General features: G+C 59.6%; 26 protein-coding genes. 13 read left to right on the top strand and 13 right to left on the bottom strand.

The window, feature by feature from the left end:
• Positions 1 to 84: 84 nt before the first annotated feature.
• The 11 genes from secG to MWU53_RS02400 all read left to right on the top strand — a co-directional run bounded on the left by secG (position 85) and on the right by MWU53_RS02400 (position 9,742).
• Positions 85 to 453: a preprotein translocase subunit SecG gene (secG, locus tag MWU53_RS02450; protein WP_247090102.1), complete on the top strand. Its 369-nt coding sequence runs from the start codon at positions 85 to 87 to the stop codon at positions 451 to 453.
• A gap of 270 nt (positions 454 to 723) precedes the next feature.
• The gene (locus tag MWU53_RS02445) at positions 724 to 2,367 is read left to right on the top strand and encodes a CTP synthase (RefSeq protein WP_247090100.1); all 1,644 of its coding nucleotides are present in this window, start codon (positions 724 to 726) and stop codon (positions 2,365 to 2,367) included.
• Between the two features lie 95 nt (positions 2,368 to 2,462).
• Positions 2,463 to 3,173 carry a hypothetical protein gene (locus MWU53_RS02440; RefSeq protein WP_247090098.1) on the top strand — a complete coding sequence of 237 codons (711 nt, stop codon included), beginning with the start codon at positions 2,463 to 2,465 and terminating at the stop codon, positions 3,171 to 3,173.
• 16 nt (positions 3,174 to 3,189) lie between these two features.
• The gene (locus tag MWU53_RS02435; protein ID WP_247090095.1) at positions 3,190 to 3,483 is read left to right on the top strand and encodes a DUF1330 domain-containing protein; all 294 of its coding nucleotides are present in this window, start codon (positions 3,190 to 3,192) and stop codon (positions 3,481 to 3,483) included.
• 50 nt (positions 3,484 to 3,533) lie between these two features.
• Positions 3,534 to 3,974 carry a TerB family tellurite resistance protein gene (locus tag MWU53_RS02430; protein ID WP_247090093.1) on the top strand — a complete coding sequence of 147 codons (441 nt, stop codon included), beginning with the start codon at positions 3,534 to 3,536 and terminating at the stop codon, positions 3,972 to 3,974.
• 228 nt (positions 3,975 to 4,202) lie between these two features.
• A complete protein-coding gene (locus tag MWU53_RS02425; protein WP_281501265.1) occupies positions 4,203 to 5,006 on the top strand; it encodes an amino acid ABC transporter ATP-binding protein in 804 nt (267 codons plus the stop codon).
• A 40-nt stretch (positions 5,007 to 5,046) separates the two neighbouring features.
• Positions 5,047 to 5,760 carry a transporter substrate-binding domain-containing protein gene (locus MWU53_RS02420; RefSeq protein ID WP_247090090.1) on the top strand — a complete coding sequence of 238 codons (714 nt, stop codon included), beginning with the start codon at positions 5,047 to 5,049 and terminating at the stop codon, positions 5,758 to 5,760.
• Positions 5,761 to 5,830: 70 nt separating this feature from the next.
• Positions 5,831 to 6,715 carry an ABC transporter permease subunit gene (locus tag MWU53_RS02415; protein ID WP_247090514.1) on the top strand — a complete coding sequence of 295 codons (885 nt, stop codon included), beginning with the start codon at positions 5,831 to 5,833 and terminating at the stop codon, positions 6,713 to 6,715.
• Positions 6,712 to 7,518: an ABC transporter permease subunit gene (locus tag MWU53_RS02410; RefSeq protein ID WP_247090088.1), complete on the top strand. Its 807-nt coding sequence runs from the start codon at positions 6,712 to 6,714 to the stop codon at positions 7,516 to 7,518. Before MWU53_RS02415 ends, MWU53_RS02410 begins: the two co-directional genes overlap by 4 nt.
• A 90-nt stretch (positions 7,519 to 7,608) precedes the next feature.
• On the top strand, positions 7,609 to 8,280 hold the full coding sequence (locus MWU53_RS02405; RefSeq protein ID WP_247090086.1) for a type 1 glutamine amidotransferase: 672 nt from the start codon (positions 7,609 to 7,611) through the stop codon (positions 8,278 to 8,280).
• A gap of 223 nt (positions 8,281 to 8,503) precedes the next feature.
• Positions 8,504 to 9,742 carry an aminotransferase class I/II-fold pyridoxal phosphate-dependent enzyme gene (locus MWU53_RS02400; protein ID WP_247090084.1) on the top strand — a complete coding sequence of 413 codons (1,239 nt, stop codon included), beginning with the start codon at positions 8,504 to 8,506 and terminating at the stop codon, positions 9,740 to 9,742.
• Between the two features lie 76 nt (positions 9,743 to 9,818).
• Here the strand turns inward: MWU53_RS02400 and MWU53_RS02395 are convergent, their stop codons facing one another.
• Both MWU53_RS02395 and MWU53_RS02390 read right to left on the bottom strand, forming a co-directional pair.
• Positions 9,819 to 10,781, bottom strand: coding sequence for a LysR family transcriptional regulator (locus MWU53_RS02395; protein WP_247090082.1), 963 nt, complete (start codon positions 10,779 to 10,781; stop codon positions 9,819 to 9,821).
• Positions 10,782 to 10,842: 61 nt separating this feature from the next.
• Positions 10,843 to 12,885, bottom strand: coding sequence for a ComEC/Rec2 family competence protein (locus tag MWU53_RS02390; RefSeq protein ID WP_247090080.1), 2,043 nt, complete (start codon positions 12,883 to 12,885; stop codon positions 10,843 to 10,845).
• 126 nt (positions 12,886 to 13,011) lie between these two features.
• Between MWU53_RS02390 and gltX the strand changes: the two genes are divergently transcribed.
• Together gltX and gltA are read left to right on the top strand one after the other, a co-directional pair.
• Positions 13,012 to 14,418 carry a glutamate--tRNA ligase gene (gltX, locus tag MWU53_RS02385; protein ID WP_247090079.1) on the top strand — a complete coding sequence of 469 codons (1,407 nt, stop codon included), beginning with the start codon at positions 13,012 to 13,014 and terminating at the stop codon, positions 14,416 to 14,418.
• Positions 14,419 to 14,473: 55 nt separating this feature from the next.
• On the top strand, positions 14,474 to 15,769 hold the full coding sequence (gene gltA / locus MWU53_RS02380; protein ID WP_247090077.1) for a citrate synthase: 1,296 nt from the start codon (positions 14,474 to 14,476) through the stop codon (positions 15,767 to 15,769).
• A gap of 132 nt (positions 15,770 to 15,901) precedes the next feature.
• Here gltA and MWU53_RS02375 read toward each other — a convergent pair whose 3' ends face one another.
• The 11 genes from MWU53_RS02375 to MWU53_RS02325 form a co-directional block, all read right to left on the bottom strand.
• Positions 15,902 to 16,678, bottom strand: coding sequence for an enoyl-CoA hydratase-related protein (locus tag MWU53_RS02375; protein WP_247090074.1), 777 nt, complete (start codon positions 16,676 to 16,678; stop codon positions 15,902 to 15,904).
• A 94-nt stretch (positions 16,679 to 16,772) separates the two neighbouring features.
• Complete coding sequence (locus MWU53_RS02370) at positions 16,773 to 17,231, bottom strand: cytochrome c-type biogenesis protein (protein WP_247090072.1); 459 nt, start codon at positions 17,229 to 17,231, stop codon at positions 16,773 to 16,775.
• Complete coding sequence (locus tag MWU53_RS02365; RefSeq protein ID WP_247090070.1) at positions 17,228 to 19,198, bottom strand: heme lyase CcmF/NrfE family subunit; 1,971 nt, start codon at positions 19,196 to 19,198, stop codon at positions 17,228 to 17,230. The genes MWU53_RS02370 and MWU53_RS02365 overlap by 4 nt, the downstream gene beginning before the upstream one ends.
• 88 nt (positions 19,199 to 19,286) lie before the next feature.
• Positions 19,287 to 19,712, bottom strand: a complete 426-nt coding sequence (locus tag MWU53_RS02360; RefSeq protein ID WP_247090068.1) for a hypothetical protein — start codon at positions 19,710 to 19,712, stop codon at positions 19,287 to 19,289.
• 136 nt (positions 19,713 to 19,848) lie between these two features.
• The gene (locus MWU53_RS02355) at positions 19,849 to 20,037 is read right to left on the bottom strand and encodes a hypothetical protein (protein WP_133487870.1); all 189 of its coding nucleotides are present in this window, start codon (positions 20,035 to 20,037) and stop codon (positions 19,849 to 19,851) included.
• Entirely contained in the window at positions 20,027 to 20,611 is a 585-nt protein-coding gene (locus MWU53_RS02350; RefSeq protein WP_247090066.1) for a holin family protein, read from the bottom strand. Before MWU53_RS02350 ends, MWU53_RS02355 begins: the two co-directional genes overlap by 11 nt.
• A complete protein-coding gene (locus tag MWU53_RS02345; RefSeq protein WP_247090064.1) occupies positions 20,602 to 21,213 on the bottom strand; it encodes a holin-associated N-acetylmuramidase in 612 nt (203 codons plus the stop codon). The genes MWU53_RS02350 and MWU53_RS02345 overlap by 10 nt, the downstream gene beginning before the upstream one ends.
• A gap of 65 nt (positions 21,214 to 21,278) precedes the next feature.
• Positions 21,279 to 21,731 (bottom strand): cytochrome c maturation protein CcmE, encoded by a 453-nt coding sequence (ccmE, locus tag MWU53_RS02340; protein ID WP_247090062.1) that lies wholly within the window; start codon positions 21,729 to 21,731, stop codon positions 21,279 to 21,281.
• 27 nt (positions 21,732 to 21,758) lie between these two features.
• Positions 21,759 to 22,787: an N-acetyl-gamma-glutamyl-phosphate reductase gene (gene argC / locus MWU53_RS02335; protein WP_247090060.1), complete on the bottom strand. Its 1,029-nt coding sequence runs from the start codon at positions 22,785 to 22,787 to the stop codon at positions 21,759 to 21,761.
• 54 nt (positions 22,788 to 22,841) lie between these two features.
• Complete coding sequence (gene murI / locus MWU53_RS02330) at positions 22,842 to 23,654, bottom strand: glutamate racemase (protein ID WP_247090058.1); 813 nt, start codon at positions 23,652 to 23,654, stop codon at positions 22,842 to 22,844.
• Between the two features lie 4 nt (positions 23,655 to 23,658).
• A complete protein-coding gene (locus MWU53_RS02325; RefSeq protein WP_247090056.1) occupies positions 23,659 to 24,531 on the bottom strand; it encodes a lysophospholipid acyltransferase family protein in 873 nt (290 codons plus the stop codon).
• Positions 24,532 to 24,590: the final 59 nt, after the last annotated feature.

Below are 24,590 nucleotides of genomic sequence, written 5' to 3'. Positions count from 1 at the left end.
GGTTCGGGCCGCTTGCACCCTGCGTTCTTTTCGCCTACATACCCCGGCAGATCGAACGAACCCAAACCACGGGAAGCGCCCCATATGGAAAACGTCATCCTCGTCATTCACCTGATCCTGGCCCTTGGTCTGATCGGGATCGTGCTTTTGCAGCGCTCTGAGGGCGGTGGCCTTGGCATTGGTGGCGGCGGTGGAGGCGGCGTCATGTCCGCACGTGGTGCAGCCACGGCCCTGGGCAAACTGACCTGGGGTTTTGCGATTGCGTTCCTGGTGACCTCGATCTCGCTGACGATCATTTCGGCAAAGAACTCGGCTGACAGCTCGGTCGTGGATGCGCTGGGTCTTGAGGCGCCTGCCGCTGAAGGTGAAACCGCGCCTGCGGTTCCGGATGTCAGCAACCTGCTGCCGCCGGTCAACACCGACGACAGCCTGACCCCGCCGCGCGCGGATTGATCATCGGGCAGGTTCGCCTGCCCCGTATCTTCAATCGAACCGGTTTTCACTTGAAAAACCGGACGATAGACAACCCACACAACACCTAGAGGCGGAGCGCTGCACCGCCCCATTATCTAGACGATCCGGTTGCGCGGGACGCCGGAATCGGTTATATCTTTAATCCCGTGAGGATTGGATTCGCAGCGGTGTTCTCTGCTTGCTGTTTGCGCATCCACTTACAAGCTATTGCGGCGCAACGACGCCAGTATCACGGGGGCAGCCAACCACATGGCACGTTACATCTTCATCACCGGCGGCGTTGTTTCATCCTTGGGCAAGGGTCTCACCTCGGCCGCATTGGGTGCACTGTTGCAGGCACGCGGCTATACGGTGCGTCTGCGCAAGCTCGACCCCTATTTAAACGTTGACCCAGGCACGATGAGCCCGTTCGAGCATGGCGAAGTGTTCGTAACCGACGATGGCGCCGAGACCGATCTGGACCTTGGGCACTATGAGCGGTTCACCGGCGTGGCGGCGCGCAACACGGATTCGGTCAGCTCGGGCCGTATCTATACCACCGTGTTGGAAAAAGAGCGCCGCGGCGACTATCTGGGCAAAACCATTCAGGTAATCCCGCACGTCACCAATGAAATCAAAGACTTCATCGAGATCGGTGACGACGAAGTCGATTTCATGCTCTGCGAAATCGGCGGCACCGTGGGCGACATCGAAGCCCTGCCCTTTTTCGAAGCCATCCGCCAGTTCAGCCAGGAACGTCCGCGCGGCCAGTGTATCTTCATGCACCTGACCCTTCTGCCTTATCTGGCAGCCTCCGGCGAATTGAAGACGAAGCCGACCCAGCACAGCGTAAAAGAGCTCCGTTCGATCGGCATCGCGCCCGACGTGCTGGTCTGCCGCTCGGAACATCCGATTCCCGACAAGGAACGCGCCAAGATCGGCCTGTTCTGCAATGTGCGCCAAGAAGCCGTCATCCCGGCTTATGATCTGAAGTCGATCTATGAAGCACCAATGGCGTATCACAATGTAGGTTTGGATCAGGCAGTACTGGATGCGTTCCAGATCGCGCCCGCCCCGAAACCCGACCTGCGCCGCTGGGAAGACGTCGAAGATCGCATTCACAACGCCGAGGGCGAAGTGAAAATCGCTGTGGTCGGGAAATACACGCAGCTTGAGGACGCCTATAAGTCCATCAAAGAAGCGTTGACCCACGGCGGCATGGCCAACCGCACCCGCGTGAAGCTGGAATGGGTCGATGCCGAGCCTTTCGACAAGGAAGATCCCGCCCCGTATCTGGAAGGCTTCCACGCCATTCTGGTCCCCGGCGGCTTTGGCGAACGCGGGACAGAAGGCAAGATCAAAGCCGCGCAATATGCCCGCGAACACAAGATCCCCTATCTGGGCATCTGCCTGGGCATGCAAATGGCGGTGGTCGAAGCCGCGCGCAATGTTGCTGGGATTAAAGATGCTGGGTCAGAAGAATTCGACCACGAAGCCGGCCAAACCCGTTTCACACCCGTTATCTATCACCTGAAAGAATGGGTGCAGGGCAACTACAAGGTCAAGCGCAAGGTGGGTGACGACAAAGGCGGCACGATGCGTCTGGGCGCCTATTCCGCGACGCTTGCCGAAGGGTCGAACGTGGCGCGTATTTACGGCAGCACCGAATTGGAAGAGCGTCACCGTCACCGGTACGAAGTCGATGCAAAATACCGCGAGCAACTTGAAGCCTGCGGGCTGAAGTTCTCGGGCATGTCGCCGGATGGGCGTCTGCCAGAGATCGTCGAATGGGAAGATCACCCGTGGTTCATCGGCGTGCAGTTCCACCCGGAACTGAAGTCGAAACCCTTCGATCCCGCGCCGTTGTTTGCCGATTTCGTACGCGCTGCGAAAGACATCGAACGGCTGGTCTAATACACACCGGAATTCGGAAACGGGCGGGGTTTTCCTCGCCCTTTTCTTTGCACAGTCAGAGTTTTAGGGTCGTTGTGATCGTGAAGGACCCCGCTGTGCAGCAATTCAAAGCCCCCTGCGGCCCCCGAAGTTCTCTTTTGGCGCTATGTGCGATCTGCCTGAGCATCGGCCCGGCGCTAGCAGACGCTATCGCCCCCGTGCCCTATGATCTGGTCGCCCAAACAGCAGCCGGGGTGATTGATTTCGAAGACTTCCCTGTGCTGCCCGAGCCGGGCCAGGCCGTTCCAAACGCGATCCATGCCTCAGGAGCCGTTTTAGGGGCCATGTTGACTGGGCAGAGCGTTGAAGAGAACCACACGTTCACCGCTCTCGGCGGCGCGCCATCTTCCCCACCGCGCGTGGCACAGCCTCCAGAGCGGCCTACGATGGCCATCGCCTTTCACGCGGGCTTTGGCTCGAATGCGGCTTTCCCCTTGGGGCCAGATGGGTTCGCGCAACGTTCTGGCCGGGGTGAAGGCAGCGTGGCGATCAGTTTTCACGCCCCAATCCAGTCCTTCGCCCTGCGCCTGCATCTGGACTATGCGGACCCGCTGGGCAGCCGCCCCGCCCCCGGTCCGGTGTGGCTGCACTTCTACGATGTAGACGCCGCATTGATTCAGATTGAAACGCTGACACCAACGCATGGTGTACAAAGTTTCGGGTTCCTCAGCTCGGTGCCGATCACGGCAATTACCCTCACCCATCAGGATCCCGGCGGAATTGCGATTGACGACATCCGCTATTCGCTGGACAGTCTGACAAACTGAATGACAGGGGGCAAAGATGGCCAAAGGATATTGGATCGGTCGTGTCGATGTGGACGACCTTGAGCGTTATCAGGACTATGTCCAAGCCAATGGGGCAGCGTTCAAGGCGTATGATGCGCGCTTTTTGATCCGGGGCGGTCAGTTCAAAACCGTCGAAGGCCAGTCGCGTGCGCGCAATGTCGTCATCGAATTCCCCGACTATCAGGCCGCTGTCGACTGCTATAACAGCGACGTCTATCAAGCTGCCAAGTCCCTCCGCGACCCGGTTTCGGTGGCGGATCTCATCATCATCGAAGGCTATGACGGATAAGTGAAAGGACTGGGGCTTGGCTTTTGTTGTGCCGCGCCCACTTTAGACAAATGCTGCGATCGCTTCTGGACAAACTGACCCAACCCGCCCCCCAACCGCTTCAGGACGGGGATGCACGCCTTGCCGTGGCCGCCATTCTTGTCCGGCTTGCACGGGCGGATAACGACTATGACGCCGCCGAAAAACGCGCAATCGACCGCGTGCTGGCCACGCGGCACAGCCTGTCAGAAACGGATGCGGCGTCCCTGCGTGCCGACGCCGAAGCCTTGGAAGCCACCGCACCAGACACCGTCCGTTTCACCAATGCCGTGAAAGACGCCGTCCCCTTGGACGACCGCATCGCCATTCTAGAAGCTGCGTGGACGGTTGTCCTTACGGACGGAGAACGTGCCTCGGAAGAAGATGCGCTGATGCGGATGATTCCACGTTTTCTGGGCATCAGCGATCTGGACAACAATTTGGCCCGACAACGTGCCGCAAAGGCACTGTAGCCACTCATACCTCTTTCCGATCATGATTCTTCGCAGAGCGCGCGGCTCTGCGCCAAAAGATGCGCGCTCTACCCGATGTTGATCCCTGACGCACAAACCGACATTTTGCAGCGCGAACCGACCATCCACCCATATTTACGTAACTTCCCCGTCATTTCGCCGTTGCAATCCAAATAGAATTGCGTCCTACTCGTGCACCACAAAACCCTGTTTTAGCCGGATCCACTCTTGCCTCGCGATAACTCTGACCAGAACCCTACCGACACAACGCCGGTGATCGAAATCCGCGACCTGCACAAATGCTATGGTGCGTTGGAGGTGCTGAAAGGCGTCGATTTGGTGGCTCCACGCGGGCATGTTGTGTCGCTGATCGGGTCCTCCGGATCGGGCAAATCCACCCTTCTGCGCTGCGCCAACCTGTTGGAAGAAAGCCAGCAGGGCGACATTCGTTTCGAAGGCGAGCCGATCAGCTGGAAGGGTCAGGGACTGAACCGTCATCCTGCCGATCGCGCACAGGTGACACGGATCCGTACCAACCTGTCGATGGTGTTCCAGCAGTTCAATCTGTGGTCCCACATGACCATCCTGCAAAACGTGATGGAGGCCCCCGTCACCGTCCTTGGCCGCGACAAGGCCGAGGTCGAGGAAAAGGCGCGCGAATATCTGGCGAAGGTCGGCATTGGCGACAAATGCGACGTCTGGCCTGCCCAGCTGTCGGGTGGCCAACAACAGCGTGCTGCGATTGCCCGTGCCCTGTGCATGGAGCCCAAGGCGCTGTTGTTTGACGAACCCACTTCAGCGCTGGATCCAGAGCTGGAGCAAGAGGTGGTCAAGGTCATCAAAGATCTGGCCGCTGAAGGCCGCACCATGATCATCGTGACCCATGACATGCGTATGGCCCATGATGTTTCGGACCACGTGGTGTTCCTGCATCAAGGTCTGATCGAAGAAGAAGGCGCCCCGGCCGAGCTGTTCGGCAACCCGAAAAGCGAGCGTCTGAAGCAATTCCTGTCTCACTCGCACCCTGTGTGAGACCAATTTCTAACCAATAAAAGTAACCTGGGAGTAAATCATGAAAAAACTGATCGTCTCGACGGCGGCACTGGCCCTGACGGCTAGCTTCGCCATGGCCGCGGACACCGTGCGCCTTGGCACCGAAGGCGCCTATGCACCGTGGAACTTTGTGAACGACGCTGGCGAAATCGACGGCTTCGAGCGCGAGCTGGGCGACGAGCTGTGCAAGCGCGCCGAGCTGACCTGCGAGTGGGTGAAGAACGAATGGGACACCATCATTCCGAACCTCGTGTCGGGCAACTATGACGCCATCATCGCAGGCATGTCGATCACCGACGAGCGTGACGAAGTCATCGACTTCACTCAAGCCTACACCCCGCCAGATCCCTCGGCTTATGCTGCCATGTCGGCAGACGTAGACCCCGCTGGTGGTGTTGTGGCTGCTCAGGCGACCACCATTCAGGCCGCTTTCGTGGCTGAACAGGGCTGGACGCTGGTCGAATTCGCAACCCCGGAAGAAACCGTTGCTGCTGTGAAAAACGGCGAAGCTGACGCGGTTCTGGCCGACAAGTCGTTCCTCGACACCATGGTTGGTACAGACGGTCTGGTGATGCTTGAGCGTATGGAGCAGATCGGCGGCGGCGTTGGCATGGGTATCCGTGAAAGCGACGGCGACCTGCGCGCCAAGTTCGACGCGGCCATCCAGTCGATGAAAGACGACGGCACGCTGAACACTCTTATCGCCAAATGGGAAGTTTCTTCCCAGTGGTAATGTAATAGCCGGGCCCGTGTGCTGACGCATGCGGGCCCCGCTTTTTTCCAACGGACAAACTGCACGCGCGATGTTTTCCTACTGCACCGATCCTTCCACGCTAGAGGGCCTAAGCTGGCTCAGCTGCTACCTGACCACAGGTAAGCACATGGCGTTCTATCAATCCTTCGGGATTGTTCTGGTGCTGTTGGCAATCACCGCGCCGGTGGCGTTGATGTTTGGCTTTGCGGGCGCAACGGCTGCCCGCTCGCGCATCTGGCCGATCAGCCTTTTGGGCAAGTCCTATACCGCTATTGTGCGGGGCGTACCGGATATTGCGTTCTTCATGTTCTTCGTGATCGCGCTGGATCAGGGGTTCGAATATCTGCGCCACAAGGTGAAATGCTCGGACTGGTCTGAACCGGTGCGTCAGGGCAATGACTTCGTGGTCTGTGCGCAGGCCAAACTGCCGCTTTCGACCAGCCCGCAATGGGTGCACGAGACATATGGCTTTGCGCTGGCCGTCTTGACCTTCGCCATCGTGTTTGGAGCCTTCGCGGCCAACGTTCTGTTCGGCGCGATGAAGGCCGTTCCCCGCGCTCAGCTTGAAACCGCCGAGGCCTATGGCATGTCGACCCGCCAAACCTTCTGGCGCATCATGGTTCCGCAAATGTGGGTCTACGCCCTGCCCGGCCTGTCGAACCTTTGGATGATCCTGATCAAGGCCACACCGCTGTTGTTCCTTTTGGGTGTTGAAGACATCGTCTATTGGGCGCGTGAACTTGGGGCGACAAAATCTGCCAAGTTTACAGACTTTCCGCATGGAAACTGGAACGCCTATTACTTCGGGGGCCTCCTGGTCTTCTACCTGCTGCTTACCTCGATCAGCGAACGCGTGTATAAACGGCTGTCCCTCCGCCTGTCCCATGGGCAAGCCACCGCCGCCGGCGAAGCGCAACGGAAGGCTGCGACATGAGCTGCGTTCAGACCATCCAGGACTATGCTTTCCGTTCGATCGGCCTTGGTGAACGTCTATTGCCGCGCGAAGACTATACGCTGTGCGAGCAATTCACATTGATCGGCTCGGGCATGATCTGGAACATTTATTTCGGACTTGTGGCGATCCTGTTTGGCTTCTTCGCTGCCACCGGGCTGGCCATCGCCAAAAACAGTGGTTCGGCCAAGCTGCGCAAACCGGCCGAATTCTTCATCTATATCTTCCGCGGCTCGCCGCTGTTCATCCAGATGTTCTTTGCCTATGCGGTGTTTCTGTCGATCAAGCAGAGCGTTCCGGGCTTTTCGCTGCTGACATCGGCGTGGCTGGGCGCAGCGATTGTCCTGTTCCTGAACACCACCGCCTATTCGGCCGAAATTTTCTATGGCGCGCTGCAATCGATCCCGAAAGGCGATCTTGAAGCCGCCGACGCCTATGGCATCACCGGCTGGACCCGGTTCAAACGGATTGTCTGGCCATCGATGATGCGTCTGGCGTGGCCTGCCTATACGAACGAAGCGATCTTCCTGTTCCACGCCACGGCACTGGTCTATTTCTCGGGCTTTCCGGTCTGGCAGCAACGCGGAGACGCGCTGTATTACGCAAGCTATTTCGCGGACAAGACGTTCAACCCGTTCGTCCCCTACCCGATCCTGGCTTTCTATTTCATCCTGCTGACGCTCGCTGTCATCACGATCTTTGGCCGCATCGGAAAGCACCTGAACCGGCATCTTCCGCAGGCCGTCCTGCGTCGCCCGAGCTTCATGCGCACCTTGTTTCGCTGATCAATCACGCAAAATTGCCCTTGCTCCGGCGTCAAGGCTCGGGTAGGTCATGTATGACTGCGCAATAATTTGATCAAATTTGGGTACGACATGAAAATCGGCATTCTGCAAGCAGGCCATTCCCCCGACGAACTGCGCGACAGCGTCGGAGACTATGGCGAAATGTTCACCCGCCTCTTGGACGGGCATGGGTTCGACTTCCAGATCTTCTCGGTGGTGGATGGCGAATTTCCTGCCGGCACGCAAGACGCCGATGGCTGGCTGATCACTGGCTCAAAGCATGGTGTGTACGAGGATCACGACTGGATCTCGCCGCTGGAAGAACTGATCCGCGATATTCGCGACGCAGGCCAACCTCTGGTGGGCGTCTGCTTTGGCCACCAGATCATCGCCCAAGCGCTGGGTGGCCGCGTCGAGAAATTCGACGGTGGCTGGTCGATCGGCCGTACCGAATATAATTTCGGAAATCAGAAACTGGCCCTGAATGCATGGCATCAGGACCAGGTGGTCGAAGCCCCGGAAGGGGCCGAGATTGTCGCCTCAACCGATTTCTGCGCCAATGCGGCCATGATGATCGGCGACAAAATCCTGACCATCCAGCCTCATCCCGAGTTTACGGCCCCGCTTGTCGCGGGTCTGATCGAACATCGCGGGCGTGGCAATGTCCCGGACGCACTGCTGGATGCCGCAGAGGACGCGCTGGGCACGCAGACGGACAACGCCAAGTTTGCCGATCAGATGGCCGCCGTTCTGAAACGCTAACCCCACGCCCCGAAACACATTGAAAGCCGCGTTGCCACTGCGCGGCTTCTCTCGTTTCGCGCGTCTTCACCCCGCAGATTCGTAACACGAGAACGACAACTCCAAAAAATTTCGCCGCGTCGAAGGCAGTAAAACTTCTGGCCAGACTCGCCCTACTCTTTTATATTTTCCGAAATGACTTTTCGAAAAAGCCGAAAAGGCTATGCTCGAAAGAGGAGACAGCATGACCCTGGACCAGACCGCAGCACTCGCCGCCCCGAACGTCCATGACGCCGAGCCCATCCCTGAAGCCGCCCGCGCCGAGATCGACCGCCTGCTGCAATCAGGCGACCTTTTCCGCTACACCGCCCCGGAAGACGCGCCCGTTGCCCTTCTGGAAGCCGAATTCGCCGAGATGATGGGCGCCAAATACGCACTGGCCGTGGCCAGCTGCTCGGCCGCGCTGTTTCTGTCCCTGAAAGCGCTGGACCTGCCGCGTGACACCAAGGTCCTGATCCCTGCCTTTACCTTCGCCGCCGTGCCCAGTTCGGTCGTACATGCCGACTGCAAACCGGTGCTGGTGGACGTACAGGACAACTATCGCATCGACATGGACGATTTTGCCGCCAAGCTGACCCCGGATGTGGGCGCAGTGATCATCAGCCACATGCGCGGGCATACCTCGGACATGGATGCGATCATGCAGCTCTGTGATGCCGCCGAGATCCCCGTGATCGAAGACGCCGCCCACTCGCTGGGCACGCTGTGGCACGGGCGCAAGATCGGCACGATCGGCAAGATCGGCTGTTTCTCGTTCCAGTCCTATAAAATGCTGAACGCTGGCGAAGGTGGCATCCTGATCACTGATGACGCTGATCTGGCGGCGCGCGCCGTCATCATGTCCGGCGCCTACGAGCACAACTGGAAAAAACACAAAACCCCGCATGGCGAGAACTCGACCGATCTGGCCGACGCCTTTGCCCGCTGGCAAAACCAGCTTCCGCTCTACAACACGCGCCTGTCCAACCTGTCCGCCGCCGTCATCCGCCCTCAAATTCCAGAGCTCGAGCGCCGCGTGACGGACGGGCTGCGTAACCACGATTATGTGGCGGCAAAGCTGGAACAAAGCCCATGGATTACCGTTCCTTCACCGCTGGCCCCGGAAACCCGCGCACCGGATTCGATCCAGTTCAATCTGGTTGACGTCAGCGACGAGGACACCAACGCTTTCCAGTCCGCCGCCAAGGCGCGCGGCGTCGGCGTTCAGGTCTTCGGGAAAAGCGAAGACAACGCCCGTGCCTTCTGGAACTGGCAGTTCATCGACGACCAAGGCCCGCTGCCGCAAACCCGTGCCATGCTGTCCCGCGCCTGCGACACCCGCCTGCCCGTGCGCCTAACCCAGCCCGAGCTGGACTTCATCGCCGATGCCATTGTGGATGCCATCGCTGAAGTCAAAGCCCAGAAAGCGGAAACCGCAGCTTAGACTGCTCTGCGCATTTTCTTGCTGCAAATATCCTGGGGTGAATGCGCGCAGCGCAGAGGGGCAACGCCCCTCCCCCTCACAACACGCGCAGCGCGCCGTTCAGCCACGGATAGTCCCGCACAGCTGGCTCAACAATCAGCGAACCCAAAAGCGTGCGGCACTGCGCCGCCAGATCATGCGGCAAATCCCCCAGCATATCCGCGCGCGCAACAAGATTGATGCGGCGGGTGAACGGGGCAAAGGGCAGCTCGATTAGGTCGGCGGCGTCTCGGAAGCGGTGGGCGCGCAGGAACCCCAAGGGCGTGATAATCGTCCACCCGGCCCCACCCGCTACCATCGCCATGATCGCGTGATAGCTGTCCAGCTCGAACCGATTGTCCAGCTTCAGGTTCTGCCGCGCCAAATTGTCCGAAATCACACGCCCCATATGGTGACGCGCCGTGTATTGCACCAGCGGAAGGTCTTTCAACACCTCAAGCGGATCACGATCTCCGATCAGTCCTTTGGGCACAGCAGCGACAAAGGGTTCCTCCATCAGGGGATGCACCTCCATCCACGGCGCAGAGGTTCCAGTGTCGGCAGCCACGATCACGTCCAAAGCCCGCGCATCCAGTTGGTCGTGCAACCGGTGCGAGGCGCCGGTTTCCAGCAGGAACCGCGTGGATGTCAACTGCCCGGCAACCTCGGACAACAGGCGCGGGGTGACGTCTGCGTCGAAATCCTCGATCATCCCAAGGCGTAAGCGGGACAACTGGGACAGCGCGCCCAGTGTCAGTTCCGCCTTCGCCTGTTCGGCCTCGTTCAGAATGGTCTGCGCGCGTTTCAGAAACAGATACCCTGCGGCGGTCAAGGACACAGGCCGGGCCGAACGATCCAAGAGGCTGGCGCCCATTGCCGCTTCGAGGTTGGTAAGCTGCTGGCTGACGGATGACGGACTGACACCCAAGCGTCGTGCAGCCATGGATATCGAGCGTTCATCTGCAATGGCGACAAAGACCTCGACCCCCCAAAGCGTGATCCGACCAACAGTTTCGACCATGTCGCTCTCCTTTGTGCAAAAGCTAGGGGCAAAGCAGAGGCCGGGCAACATCCAATCCCATTTAGCGGGTCCAAAGGCGTATCTGATCCTCTTGTCGGGACGGTTCGATATACCAGCCGTCTGGCGCAAGATGCACCGCGACGGCACCAGTTTCGGCAAGTGCCTTGCGATCCAACAGAGTACACCCGTCTGGCGCCGGTCCCTCGCGCCACGCAGCCAAAACAACAAGATCCGCGTTTTCGCAGGCATCGGCCAAGTGCTCTTCGGCCCCACGCCCGGTTAGAAGCGCAATGGACATGCTGGACAGATCGACCTCTTGCTGACCTTTCTCACCAAAGAAACCGGCCCGTTCGAACGCAGTCTTTTGCGTCGCTGCATCGCCATCGTTCTCCAGCCATGAAAGGGCAGAGAACCCTTCCCCTCGCGCTTTCGACAAGGCGCGCCCTTGATCCGTCATCACACCGATCAATCCGCCTGAAGAGCTGATCAGAACTGCCGGGCGCTCGACCGTTGCCCAGCCTGCGCAAGCCACCACTGTCAGAACTATCGCCACCCATTTTTCCCGCCCGCGCAGCAATACGAAGACAATCCCCGTCACAGCGAGAAGCGGCAGGATATATCCGGGGGGCGTCGGCACTTTCCCGATGGCTCCATCCAGCGATGACACCGTGTCCGCCACCCACAGGATCCAGCGGATGGGCCAATCCATCAGCAAAAGAGCAACGGCCTCAAGGCGCACGACTGCCAGCAACGCGGCCAACACCGCAAGCGGCATGATCACAGCACCCATTATGGGAACACTCAGCAGATTCGCCGCCAGCCCGTAATGGCTAACCTGATTAAAATGCGCCGCCCCGATGGGCGCTGTCGCCAGCCCCGCCACGGCCGAGGAAATGACCACCGTCACCACGGGCCTCAGCCAACCGGGCAAACGCCGGGTGGATCCGTCGCGTGACAGGTCGCGAATCCACGCAAACACCGCCACAAGCGCCGTGGTCGCGGCAAAGGACATCTGGAACCCTGGCTCGACCAGGGCTTCGGGCGTCAGGATCAGAACGATCATCGCCGCCATGGCAACCGCCCGCAGGGTCAGGGCACGCCGATCGAACAGGATCGCCACGAACATGGTGGTTACCATGATGAAGGCCCGCGTGGTGGCCACCGCACCGCCGGACAACGCCAGATAAAACACCCCCGCCCCGATGGCCGTCACGGCGGCCAGTTTTTTGACCGGAACATTCAGGGTCAGTCTGGGCCACAGGCCCATCAACACGCGCATGGCCTGAAAGACAAAGCCAGTCAGCAGCCCCATATGCAGGCCCGAGATCGCCAGAAGGTGCGCAAGGTTCGACCCGCGCAGTGCGTCGATCGTGGCACGCTCCATCGAGGATCGGTCGCCCGTTGTGATCGTCGCGGCAAAGGCTCCGCTTTCACCGGGCAACACCTCGCGCACGCGGTTTGCAATCGTCTGACGAAGCTGGCCGACCGCCAGCGACAGCTCGCCCGTGGGCAAAGATAGCAGCAGCGCAGGGCTGCGCGTATAGCCTACCGCGCCGATCCCACGAAACCACGCCATACGTTGGAAATCAAAGCCGCCGGGCTCGACCGGGCCATTGGGGCCGGACAGGTGCCCGGTCAGGGCGATGCGCTGGCCAATGGCGGGGGATAGAAAGCTCTGATTCCCATGCAAAGACACGCGAACTCGGTTCGGCACTTTCGCGGGATTTACATCCGACAGTCGCACCTGATCCAAGGTCAGGCGCACCGCGTCCGATTGCGAGCGGTCCATCGCGACGATCCGCCCCTCGATCGGGCCGTAATATCGAAAATCCAGCACCGGCCCGGCCACCCAGTGGGCACGCGCCCCGGCAACGCCGAAGCCAAGTGCAACACAGATCAACGCACGCGCCAGCGGCCCGATCCCCCACGGCCAGCGCCACGCAATGCCGGCGCAGATCAAGGTCAGAACAGCCAGCGCCGTATAGGTTGCGATATCCGGTTCGCGCAGCGGCACGAAGTACAACCCGATACCCGTACCGAAGAAAAGCGGCGCCCAGATCAGGAACCGCCCGCGTTCTTCTTCGATACGAGACAAGAGATTCACGACCGCACCCTTGTTCAAAACCTTGCTTTTGTTAAAAGCATCTCAACAGAACTTGATTTCGGGCTTCCCCTGAAATGCTATCCCCTCTGCGTACCGCGCGCATGGTTTCCAAAAGGTTAATGACCGATGTCTCAGACGCCCCAGATTGTCACCCGTTTCGCCCCCTCGCCCACCGGCTATCTGCATATTGGCGGCGCCCGCACGGCGCTGTTCAACTGGCTATACGCTCGTGGCCGCGGCGGTAAATTCCTCTTGCGGATCGAAGATACGGACCGCGCGCGCTCGACCCCCGAGGCAACCGAGGCAATCCTGAAGGGCATGGCGTGGCTGGGTCTGGACCATGACGGAGACGTCGTCAGCCAGTTTGACCGTGCAGACCGCCACGCCGAAGTTGCCCGCGAGATGCTGGCAAATGGCCATGCCTATAAGTGCTTTGCCACGCAGGACGAAATTCAGACCTTCCGTGACGAAGCGCGGGCCGAGGGACGCTCGACCCTCTATCAAAGCCCGTGGCGCGATGCTGACCCGGCGACTCACCCGGATGCGCCTTATGTGATCCGCCTGAAAGCCCCGCGCGAAGGCGTGACGGTGATCCATGACGAGGTGCAGGGCAACGTCACGATCCGCAACGACCAGCTGGACGACATGATTTGTTTACGTTCGGATGGCACACCCACCTACATGCTGGCCGTTGTTGTTGATGATCACGATATGGGCGTAACCCATGTGATCCGGGGGGACGACCACCTGAACAATGCCGCGCGCCAGACGATTGTCTATCAGGCGATGGGCTGGGATCTGCCCGTTTGGGCTCACATCCCGCTGATCCACGGCCCTGATGGCAAGAAGCTGTCCAAACGCCACGGCGCGCTGGGGGTCGAGGAATATCAGGCGATGGGCTATCCCGCGCAGGCGATGCGCAACTATCTGGCCCGTCTGGGCTGGAGCCACGGAGATGACGAGTTCTTCTCGGACGCGCAGGCACTGGAGTGGTTTGACCTGTCTGGCATCGGCAAAAGCCCCGCCCGCTTCGACTTCAAAAAGCTGGATAACCTGTCTGGGCAGCACCTGGCCGCGATGGATGATGCGGACGTTCTGGCCGCTCTGCAGGGCTATATGGAGGCCGCAGGCGAAATTTCTTTGCAGTCGCAGCAATTTGATTTGGTATCGTCGGCCATGTATGTGCTGAAAACCAGCGCCAAAACTTTGCCGCAACTGCTTGAAAAGGCTAGGTTTGCAACGGTTTCGCGCCCTATTGACCGGGACGAGAAAGCCGAGAAGGCTCTCGACGAAGTATCCCGTGGTATACTGAAAGAATTGACGCCGCAGCTGCAAAATGCTAGCTGGGATCGCGAGACGCTTGAGGGAATCCTGAACGGATTGGCCGAGGCCCATGGCACGAAATTTGGCAAACTGGCCGCGCCCCTGCGCGCAGCCCTTGCCGGACGCGCCGTAACCCCTAGCGTATTTGATATGATGCTTGTTCTCGGGCGTGACGAAACCATCGCACGACTGGACGACGCAAGCGCCTGAAGCACAAGCGATCGGCCAACCGGGGCGGTCGCTTTCTAACACGAAGGGAAAATACATGGCTGAACAAACCGGAACCGCAAAGCTCTCGTTCGGAGACAAAGAACTCGAGCTTCCCATGTACTCCCCGACCGCTGGTCCGGACGTGATCGACATCCGCAAGCTCTATGCTCAGGGCGATGTGTTTACCTACGACCCGGGCTTCACGTCGACCGCTAGCTGCGATTCGACCATCACCTATATCGATGGCGACAAGGGCGAACTGCTTTACCGCGGTTATCCGATCGACCAACTGGCCGAGAAATCGCATTACCTCGAAGTATGCTATCTGCTGCTCTACGGTGAACTGCCCAGCGAAGCCGAACTGGTGGATTTCGAAAGCCGCGTGACCCGTCACACGATGGTGCACGAGCAGATGATCAAGTTCTTCTCGGGCTTCCGCCGTGACGCACACCCGATGGCGATCATCACTGGTGTTGTCGGCGCAATGTCGGCCTTCTATCACGACTCGACCGACGTGAACGACCCTTGGCAGCGCGAAGTGGCTGCGATCCGCATGATCGCCAAGCTGCCCACCATTTGCGCGATGGCGTTCAAATATTCGGTTGGTCAGCCGTTCGTCTATCCGAAGAACGACTTGGACTATGCCTCGAACTTCCTGCGCATGTGTTTTGCCGTTCCGGCTGAAGAGTATGAAGTGAACCCGATCCTTGCGAAGGCGATGGACCGGATTTTCACCCTGCACGCCGACCACGAGCAGAACGCGTCGACCTCGACCGTGCGTCTGGCCGGTTCGTCGGGCGCCAACCCGTTCGCCTGTATCGCTGCTGGCATCGCCTGCCTGTGGGGCCCTGCTCACGGTGGCGCCAACCAGGCTTGCTTGGAGATGCTGCGTGAAATCGGTTCGGTCGACAACATTCCGGAATACGTGGCCCGCGCCAAGGACAAGGACGATCCCTTCCGCCTGATGGGCTTCGGTCACCGCGTCTACAAGAACTTCGACCCGCGTGCGAAGGTCATGAAGGAAAGCGCTGACGAGGTTCTGGGCCTTCTGGGCATCGAAGACAACGAAACGCTGAAAGTCGCCAAGGAACTGGAGCGCATCGCGCTGGAAGATCCGTATTTCGTTGACAAAAAGCTGTACCCGAACGTCGACTTCTACTCGGGCATCATCCTCGAGGCCATGGGCTTCCCGACCTCGATGTTCACCCCGATCTTTGCGCTGTCGCGCACCGTCGGCTGGATCTCGCAGTGGAAAGAGATGCTGGGCGATCCGGGTCAGAAAATCGGCCGTCCGCGCCAGCTGTACCTAGGCGACACCGAGCGCGACTATATCGACGTCGAAAAGCGCTAAGCTACACCAAATTAAAGAAAAGCCGCCCAATTTGGGCGGCTTTTTTCGTTTGGGGGGCTGTGCGTTCAAGCGCTAGTCAGCCAACAAAAAAAGGAGCCCGAAGGCTCCTTCATGGTCGCGATCCGTGTTGGATTAGCGCCCTTCGTATTGCGGCGCGCGTTTCTCGAGGAACGCCATGACGCCTTCCTTGAAGTCACGCGACTTGCCGCACTCACCTTGCAGGCTCGCTTCAAGCGCAAGCTGTTCGTCCAGCGTGTTGCTCAGCGAAGCACGCATGGCTTTCTTGATGTTGCGATAGGACAGGGTCGGGCCTTTCGCCAGCTGCTCGCCCCGCTTGCGCCATGTGGCTGCAAACTCATCATCTGCAACGCATTCCCAGATCAGGCCCAGATCAGCCGCTTCTTTCGCGGGCATCTTTTCGGCAAACAGGGCAGCACCCATCGCCTTGGCAAAGCCCATCTGGCGCGGCATCCAATAGGTGCCACCGGCATCCGGGATTAGACCAATGCGCGAGAACGCCTGCATGAAGAAGGCGCTTTCCGATGCGATCACCACATCCGCGGCCAGCGCAATGTTGGCCCCTGCCCCGGCAGCAGCCCCATTCACGGCCGAGATCGTCGGGATCGGGCTGTCATAGATGGCGCGCAGCAGCGGTTCGTATTCGTCGCGCAGGGTGCGTTCCAGATCAACCTCGGCGGCATTAGCGCGGTCGCCCAGATCCTGACCCGAGCAGAACGCGCGGCCCGAGCCGGTGATCACCAGCGCACGGGCGGTCTTGCCCGCCTCTTGCACGGCATGTGCAATCTCGGCCCGCATCTGGGTGTTCAGGGCGTTCATCACGTCGGCACGGTCAAAGGTTAGAACCGCCAAGCCATCCGTAATGTCCAATGTGATCGTTTCGTAAATCATGTCGTCCTCCCGGAGTTTCACGCAATATAACCGACCAAGCGGTCAGGTAAATATGAACGCCCCGTCATTTGTGGAAGTTTCCTGTGGTCAGGCCTTACTCGTCCAGCAATTCTTTCAGCCGGGCCTCTTCATCCTGTGTCAGAGCAACCGCCCCGTCCTTCGACTGTGCGCGCCGACGCAGATAGAGCACACCCGACAAGGCGGCGATCAGAAACAGTACCGGCGCCGTCGCCCAGAGAATCAGGTTCGCGCCCGACCGGTTCGGCTTCATCAGAACGTATTCGCCATAGCGTTCGACGATGAAGTCTACAACCTCTTCATTGCTGTCGCCTTCGACCAGCCGTTCGCGCACCAGAAGGCGTAGGTCTCGGGCAATGGACGCGTTGCTTTCGTCGATATTCTCGCCGCGGCAGACCACGCATTTCAGGTCGGACGAGATATCGCGCGCGCGCTCTTCCAGCACTGGATCCGCCAGCACTTCATCGGGATTCACAGCGTAGGCAGGCGCCGCAAGGCAGCCCATCACGGCCAGTGATGCAATCAGACGTCTCATTCAGCAGGCACCCCTTCCATACGGGTCTTGGCCGCACCAGCAGCCACGCGGAACCGGCGGTCAAACAGGCTGAGAACACCTCCCAGTGCCATGATGATCGAGCCCGCCCAGATCCAGTTGGCGAAGGGCTTGATGAAGGTGCGCACGGCCCAGCCGCCGCCTTCTTGCGGGTCGCCAATCACCACATAGATATCGGTCCAGAACCCGTTCGAGATCGCGGCTTCGGTCGTGGGCATGGCCTGCACGGGATAGACGCGCTTCTCGGGATAGAGGGTCGCAATCCCGTCATCGTGCTGCGACACAATGACGGTGGCCTTTGTCGAGATATAGTTCGGCCCCTGCTCGCGCCCGACAGCTTCTAGCGTGATATCATACTCGGCCACTTGGAAGGTCTCACCGATCTGGGCAACGCGGATGTCCTCGACCTCCCACGCCATCAGGCCGGAAATCCCCATCATGGTGATCCCAAGCCCAGCATGAGCGGCAAACTTGCCCCAGTCGGCCCCCGGCAGACGGGTCAGGCGCGACAGGCGGCCTGCGATGGCACCACGTCCCGTGCGGCTGAAAATATCCGTCATGGACCCGGCGACCAGCCAGGTGCCCAAGAACATGCCAATCGGCCCCAGTGCAGACTTATCCGTCTGCATCGCCCAGACCAGCGCCAAAACCGCAATGGACAAGACGAAAGCCGGGATCAGTTGCTTCACAGCGCGCCCAATTTTGGCCCGTTTCCACGGCAGCATAGCGCCGATCGGCAGCACCAAGGCCAAGACAACCATAAAGGGTGTAAAGGCAGCTTCGAAGAACGGTGCGCCGACCGAGATCTTGCGATCGAACGCCTCACCCACGAGGGGCCAGATCGTGCCGACGAACACCACAAAGGACGACACGGCCAACAGGATATTGTTCACCACCAACGCACTTTCACGGCTGACAAAGCCAAAGACGCCCTTGGCCTCCATCGCGCCGGCGCGGGCCGCAAACAGCGTCAGCGCGCCGCCGGTAAAGAACAGCAGGATGAACAGAATGAACACGCCGCGCTCGGGGTCGGATGCGAATGCGTGAACCGAAGTGATCACGCCCGAGCGTACGATAAACGTCCCGATCAGCGAGAACCCGAACGCAAGAATTGCCAGCAGGATGGTCCAGCTTTTCAGGCTCTCACGCTTCTCGACCACGATGGCCGAATGCAACAGGGCTGCTGCGAACAGCCATGGCATGAAGGATGCATTCTCAACAGGGTCCCAGAACCAGAACCCGCCCCAGCCAAGCTCGTAATAGGCCCACCAGCTACCAAGCGCGATGCCGATGGTAAGAAAGACCCACGCGGCCAGCGTCCACGGGCGAACCCAGCGGCCCCACGCGGCGTCAATACGGCCTTCGATCAAGGCGGCGACAGCGAAGGAAAACGCCATCGAAAGGCCCACATAGCCCAGATACAGGAACGGTGGATGGAAGGCCAAACCGGGGTCTTGTAGCAGCGGATTCAGATCCTGCCCGTCAAAGGGCGGTTGCGCCAGACGCAGGAACGGATTCGAGGTGAAAATGACAAAGGCCAAGAATGCCACCGCAATCGAGCTTTGCACCGCAAGCACCCGTGCCTTCAACGTTTTTGGCAGGTTTTGCCCAAACCAGGCGGCTGTCGCACCAAAGCCCGCAACAATCAGAACCCACAGCAGGATCGACCCTTCGTGGTTCCCCCACACACCCGAGATTTTATAGAGCATCGGCTTGGCAGAATGCGAGTTCAGTGTGACCAGTCGGACCGAGAAATCCGAGGTCACAAACGCATATGTCAACGCCAGAAAAGACGTGAGGATCAACAGGAACTGGATCGTGGCCGCTGGTACGGCCATCTCCATCCAGCTGTTCCAGCCCTTATGTGCCCCGATCAGTGGCACGATGGTTTGCACCACCGCCACGCCCAGCGCCAAGATCAGCGCAAAATGTCCAAGCTCTGTAATCATGCGGCGGACTGTACAGAGAGTCGGCCCCGGTCACTAGCCCTTGCCGCGAGATGCGGCACCCGGTCACGGGCTTTTGTTTTGATCGGCCTTAGTGAACCAGCAGGTAAACAGCGGACGAGCACATCACGGCCCCAAGAACCGGCGCAAGGAACGCCGCACCGTGCAGTCCGAATGATCGGTGAATCACGCTAAAATGAAGAACTGCCCCAGACAAATACACGGCAAGCGGCGCGAAATGCAGCGCGCTTGCGGTCATCGCCTCAGGCGCACCCAGAAGCGCGTAGATCCACCACCAGCCCAGCACCAAACTCGCCCCGCACCAGCTATAGGCCATACCCAGCGCCAATGGGGTGGCACGTTGCAGGTAGAGCCACAGGAAGGTTAGGGCGATCATCAGGCCCATCAGCGTGATGGCACCAAATCCGATCTGGAAGATGGCCTGATAGCCCACCGCCCAGTACCCGGCTTGAAGCAAAACGGCCAGTATCGCGACTAAGAGAGCTGCTTGTTTCATTTGTGCAAGATACCTCGGACAACTGCATCAAGTTCAGCAGCTGCTTGTTCGTTTCGTGTAAGTGCTTTCTGAAAGCGATCCGCCAGAAGGACGTCCTTGAGCCGCTCTTTGACACAGTGGTACAGACGCCAGATCATCATCGCCCCCCGCCCGAGGGCAACCGTTCCCGAATAATCGTCGTGATCTCGATCAGGATGGACGAGTTCTTGTCCAGCACCGCCCGCGTAGCCTGATCCTTCTGCAAATCGCGATAGAGCAGATAGAAGACCAGCAAGACCCAAGGGCCATGTTCTGCCACCAGTTTCAGGATCATGTCACTTGCCATCTTGCTGCGCCTTCCAGTCCTTCAGGGAAGCATTGTCGCTGACATCCACATTTGCTGGGACAGTTGCCGAGAGCTGGCCTATGCCCAAAGGAGCAAAGTCGACGGTTAAAGACGCGGCCTCTTTTGGATCTGCAGTGGCCCGCAAGTCATTTGCGCGCACTAATACCTCGGCGATCGAACGCTGGAACTCTTGTCCCTTAACTTGCTGGCGGGCCCCGAAATAAAAGCTGACAATGGCGCCCATCAGCCACCACAAAGGCTCGGGCACCAGAGTGATACCGAGCATCCGATCCGCGAACCAAACCGGGTCCACCATTGCCGCTGCGAACAGGCCCAGTGTCGACAGGGCCAAGGCCGGGCGCGGCACGCGGTTCAGGGCATCCATGAACCGATCAAACCGACCGCGACGCGCGTGGGCGAATTCCGCTGCGAAAGCCTCGATCACCGTCATCTGCAAATCGGCATCACGCGCCGAGGCTGCCTCGGCGTTCTCACGAAACACTTCCGCGGTTTCGCGCACCACATTGCCGCGCCCGCCAAACAGCACGCGGATCACGTCTCCGATCAGCCCCATGCCCGCACCCTTTCCTTGTGATCTGCATTGGTGAAGTGATAGCGGGGCGCGATGAATTCCTCGGCGCGTGTGATCCAACCGCCCTTGCCGCCATCCTTGCGCCGCGCATACTTGCGCGAGGCCGGGCGACGATCGGCAAGGCGGTAATAGTAATTGCGCCGCTCGATCCCGTAAGCATCTACCAGATGATCCGGGGCGGCCTCCATTGCCGTGCGCGCAATGCCCAACGTCTGTGGTCCAAGCGCCCCGTCCTGCGAGAGCTCATAGCCCATCTTTGAAAGCAGTCGTTGCAGGATCCGCACTGCATTCCCACCCGCATTCACATACATATCAAACACCGTGGCCTGCAGCGGCTGGGGCAGCTCACTGATCCGTGGCTTGTAGAAGTAGTGCTTCAGGAAAATATCGCGCGCCTGCGCGCGGGTCAGGCGCTTAACGTCTGAGGGCGTGATTTTGCCATCCCCGTCCAGGTCCAGCCCCAAGCGGCGCATGGTGTGGATCGTGACCCCGAAATTCGTTGCCCCGCCGGGATCATCGGGGTCATTCACATAGCCGCCTTCACGGGCGACAATCTGATCTGCGATGTCTGTGACACTTTGCATCCGGGCCTTCCCCGCGTTTAGAACACGGGAACAAGGCTGCGGAAGTCAGGTTAACAATGTCGAAATCAATAGTCCGGTTCGACGTAGACGCCCGTTTCCTTCAGGCTATCCACGACCTCTTTCGGCATGTACTCTTCGTCATGTTTTGCAAGGATTTCAGTGGCTTCAAAGACCCCATCGACATAAGTCCCCGTGCCAATCATACCTTGATTTTCAGAAAACAGGTCGGGCAGCACGCCGGTATAGCGCACGGGCACCGTCTCGGCGCCGTCGGTCACCGAGAAGCTGACCGTTTCCCCCTGCCCGCGCACGATCGAGCCATCGGAAACCAGCCCGCCCATGCGGAACACCTCGTCCGCGCGGGGCGGTTCAGCGATCACTTCGGTGGGCGACCGGTAATAGTTGATCCCGTCCTTCAGCGCGTAGCCAATCAGCCCCGTCGACAAGGCAAGCGCCACGAAGGCCAGCACGATGATCTGAACACGACGGGTTTTCTTCAGGCTTTTAAGACCGGCCATCGGGGGCTCCTTCTTAAGGCGTTTCGGTTACGGGAAGACGGGGGGCGACATCAGCCCGGTGGTTTCATCTTCGCCCAGCATTAGGTTGGCGTTCTGCAGCGCTTGCCCAGACGACCCCTTGCACAGGTTGTCCAAGGCCGACACGACCAGCGCGCGGCCCGGAATACGGTCGCCTGCCACGCCCAGATGACATTGGTTCGATCCCATCACCTGCCCCATACTGGGCAGCTTGCCGAAGGGCAGCACGGTGACGAAGGGCTCGTCCGAATATTGCGCCACAAGCGCCGCGTGGATCGCCTGCGGATCGCCGTCTACATAGCAATCCGCCAGAATGCCCCGGTTCACCGGCACCAGATGCGGGGTGAACTGGATACGCACGTCACGGCCTGCGAGCATCGAGAACTCCTGATCGAACTCACCCAGATGCCGGTGCGTACCACCCTGCGCATAGCCCAACACATCGGTCGAGCGTTCGGCAAACAGCATGTTCTCCTTCAGCGACCGGCCAGCCCCCGAGATGCCGTTTTTCAGATCACAGATGATCCGGTCCAGATCGACCAACCCACCCGAGATCAGCGGGCGTAGCGCGTATTGCACGGTCGCAGCATTACAGCCGGTCCCCGCCACCAGACGCGCGTTCTTGATGTCGTCGCGATAGAACTCGGTCAGACCGTAAACAGCCGTCTTCTGCAGCTCGACCGCCACATGCGGCGCGCCGTACCATTTTTCGTACTCGGCCGGATCGCGCAGACGGAAATCCGCGCCCAGATCGACGACTTTCACGCTTTCGGGCAAGTCGCGCACCAGCGCTTGGCTCAGGCCATGCGGTAGAGCGGCAAAGGCCAGATCAACGTTCGAGAAATCAATCTCGTCCATTTTGACCAGCTTCGGCAGATCCAGATGACGCAGATGGGGATAAACATCCGACATCTCTTGCCCGGCCTTGCGGTCGGCAGACAAAGCAACGATTTCCATCGACGGATGGGTGGCGATCAGGCGAACAAGCTCGGCACCCGTGTAGCCGGACGCACCAAGAATGGCGATTTTGTGGGTCATTCAGACCTCCTGCGAATTCGAAGGATAGATAGGTGTTTTGCGTGCGCCTTGCAATCAGGCGGCTTCGAAAGCGATCTTTCGTCGCAGAAACTGGGTCGCGCGGTTGGACACTTGGGCGGGATTGCCCGTGGTCAGGAACTTCGATTCTGTCCCCGTTCCGCGCATTTTCGGATGCCGCTCCAGGTAGTCCGCAAGGCTTTCCGCCACCAAATTAGCTTGGCTATAGACCTTCACATCTGCCCCCAACGCCTCCTGGAATTCCTTTTCCATCAGCGGATAGTGGGTACAGCCCAGAATGGCGGCCTCGGGCTTGGGCATCTTGCGTTTCAGCGCGTCAACGTGGCTGCGCACCAGCGCTTCGGCCAGGATCAAGTCGCCGTCTTCGATGGCATCCACGACACCACCACAGGCCTGCGCCTCGACATCCACGCCGATGGCACGGAAGGCCAGTTCACGCTGGAACGCGCGGCTGGAGACGGTGGCGGGCGTGGCAAACAACGCAACGTGCTTCACCTCGACCTCGCGCGGGGGCGAGTTATCGCCCCATTGGCGTTCGGTCAGCGCTTCAATCAGGGGTACGAACACGCCCAGCACCCGCTTGTCGGTCGGGATCCAGCTTTCCTGCATCCGGCGCAAAGCGGCCGCCGAGGCGGTGTTACAGGCCAGAATGACCAGATCGCAGCCCTGATCCCACAATGCCGACACGGCCTTGGTCGTCAGGTCATAGACATCATCTGCATCCCGCACCCCGTAAGGCGCATGTGCGTTGTCGCCGTAATAGACGAAATCCACATCTGGCAGGCGTTTCGAGACCGCATCCAGAACCGTTAATCCGCCCAGACCGCTATCGAAAATTCCTACTGCCATCGCCTTATGCCTTGTGCTTGTCCTCAAACTCGAACCCGTAGGCGCCTTGAGCACCAGGGGTCTTGGACAAGGCATAGGTCCGATCGCGCAGGAAATCCATCATGGATTTGGCGTCTTTTGCATATTCGCCCCATTCACTGGGCAAAATCGGCTGGCCGACCGACAGGCTTACGGGTTTGTCGGTCCGCTTTCCGAATTCGCGGATCAAGAGCGCCATGCGCAGCGTCGTGTGCAAGTGACTGGCCACCTGAAAACTGCGCGAGTTGTGGCCGTGGAAACAGATCGGAACGACTGTGGCATTAGATTTCGCGATCAAACGCGCCGTGAACCGACGCCAACCGGGATCCAGCGGCGTGCCGAACGGTTTTTGCGCGGTCGAGACGGTGCCGCCGGGGAAAATCCCGATCGCGCCACCATCCGCCAGAAAGCTGCGCGCGGCATTGCGCGTTTCAAGATTTACCTTCATCGCCTCGCGCGTTTCGGCGAAGTCAACGGGCAGGATTACGCGGTTCAGATCCTCGGCCTTGCGGAATACCTGATGGGCCAGAATTCGGAAATCGCCACGGTGGCGGCTGAGGATATGGCCCAGCACCAGCCCATCCAGAATGCCGTAGGGGTGGTTGGCCACCACGATCAAAGGGCCATCCCTCGGGATCTGATCCAGAGACCCTTCAATGAAATCAAGCGACAGCCCGTAACGCTCGACCATCACCTGCCAGAAATCCCGCCCCTGCGCGACATCGGCATCATAGCCATGGGCGCGCTTGATCAGGCGCAACCGCCCGGTCGCGTTTTCCATGACCCGGATGACCGCACGGCCGGGGCGCGTTTCGGCACTATGTGCGTAAGTGATGTCGCGGGCGACGTGTCTGCTCATCTGCGTGATCCTTGATGGACGCCTTATTTGGCCGCGTGATGTAACAGCTTTATGTCACC

Origin of the sequence: Aliiroseovarius sp. S1123 (assembly GCF_023015885.1) — a bacterium.
In the GTDB taxonomy this organism is placed as follows: Bacteria; Pseudomonadota; Alphaproteobacteria; order Rhodobacterales; family Rhodobacteraceae; genus Aliiroseovarius.
This window is presented reverse-complemented; position numbering and strand designations above follow the sequence as displayed.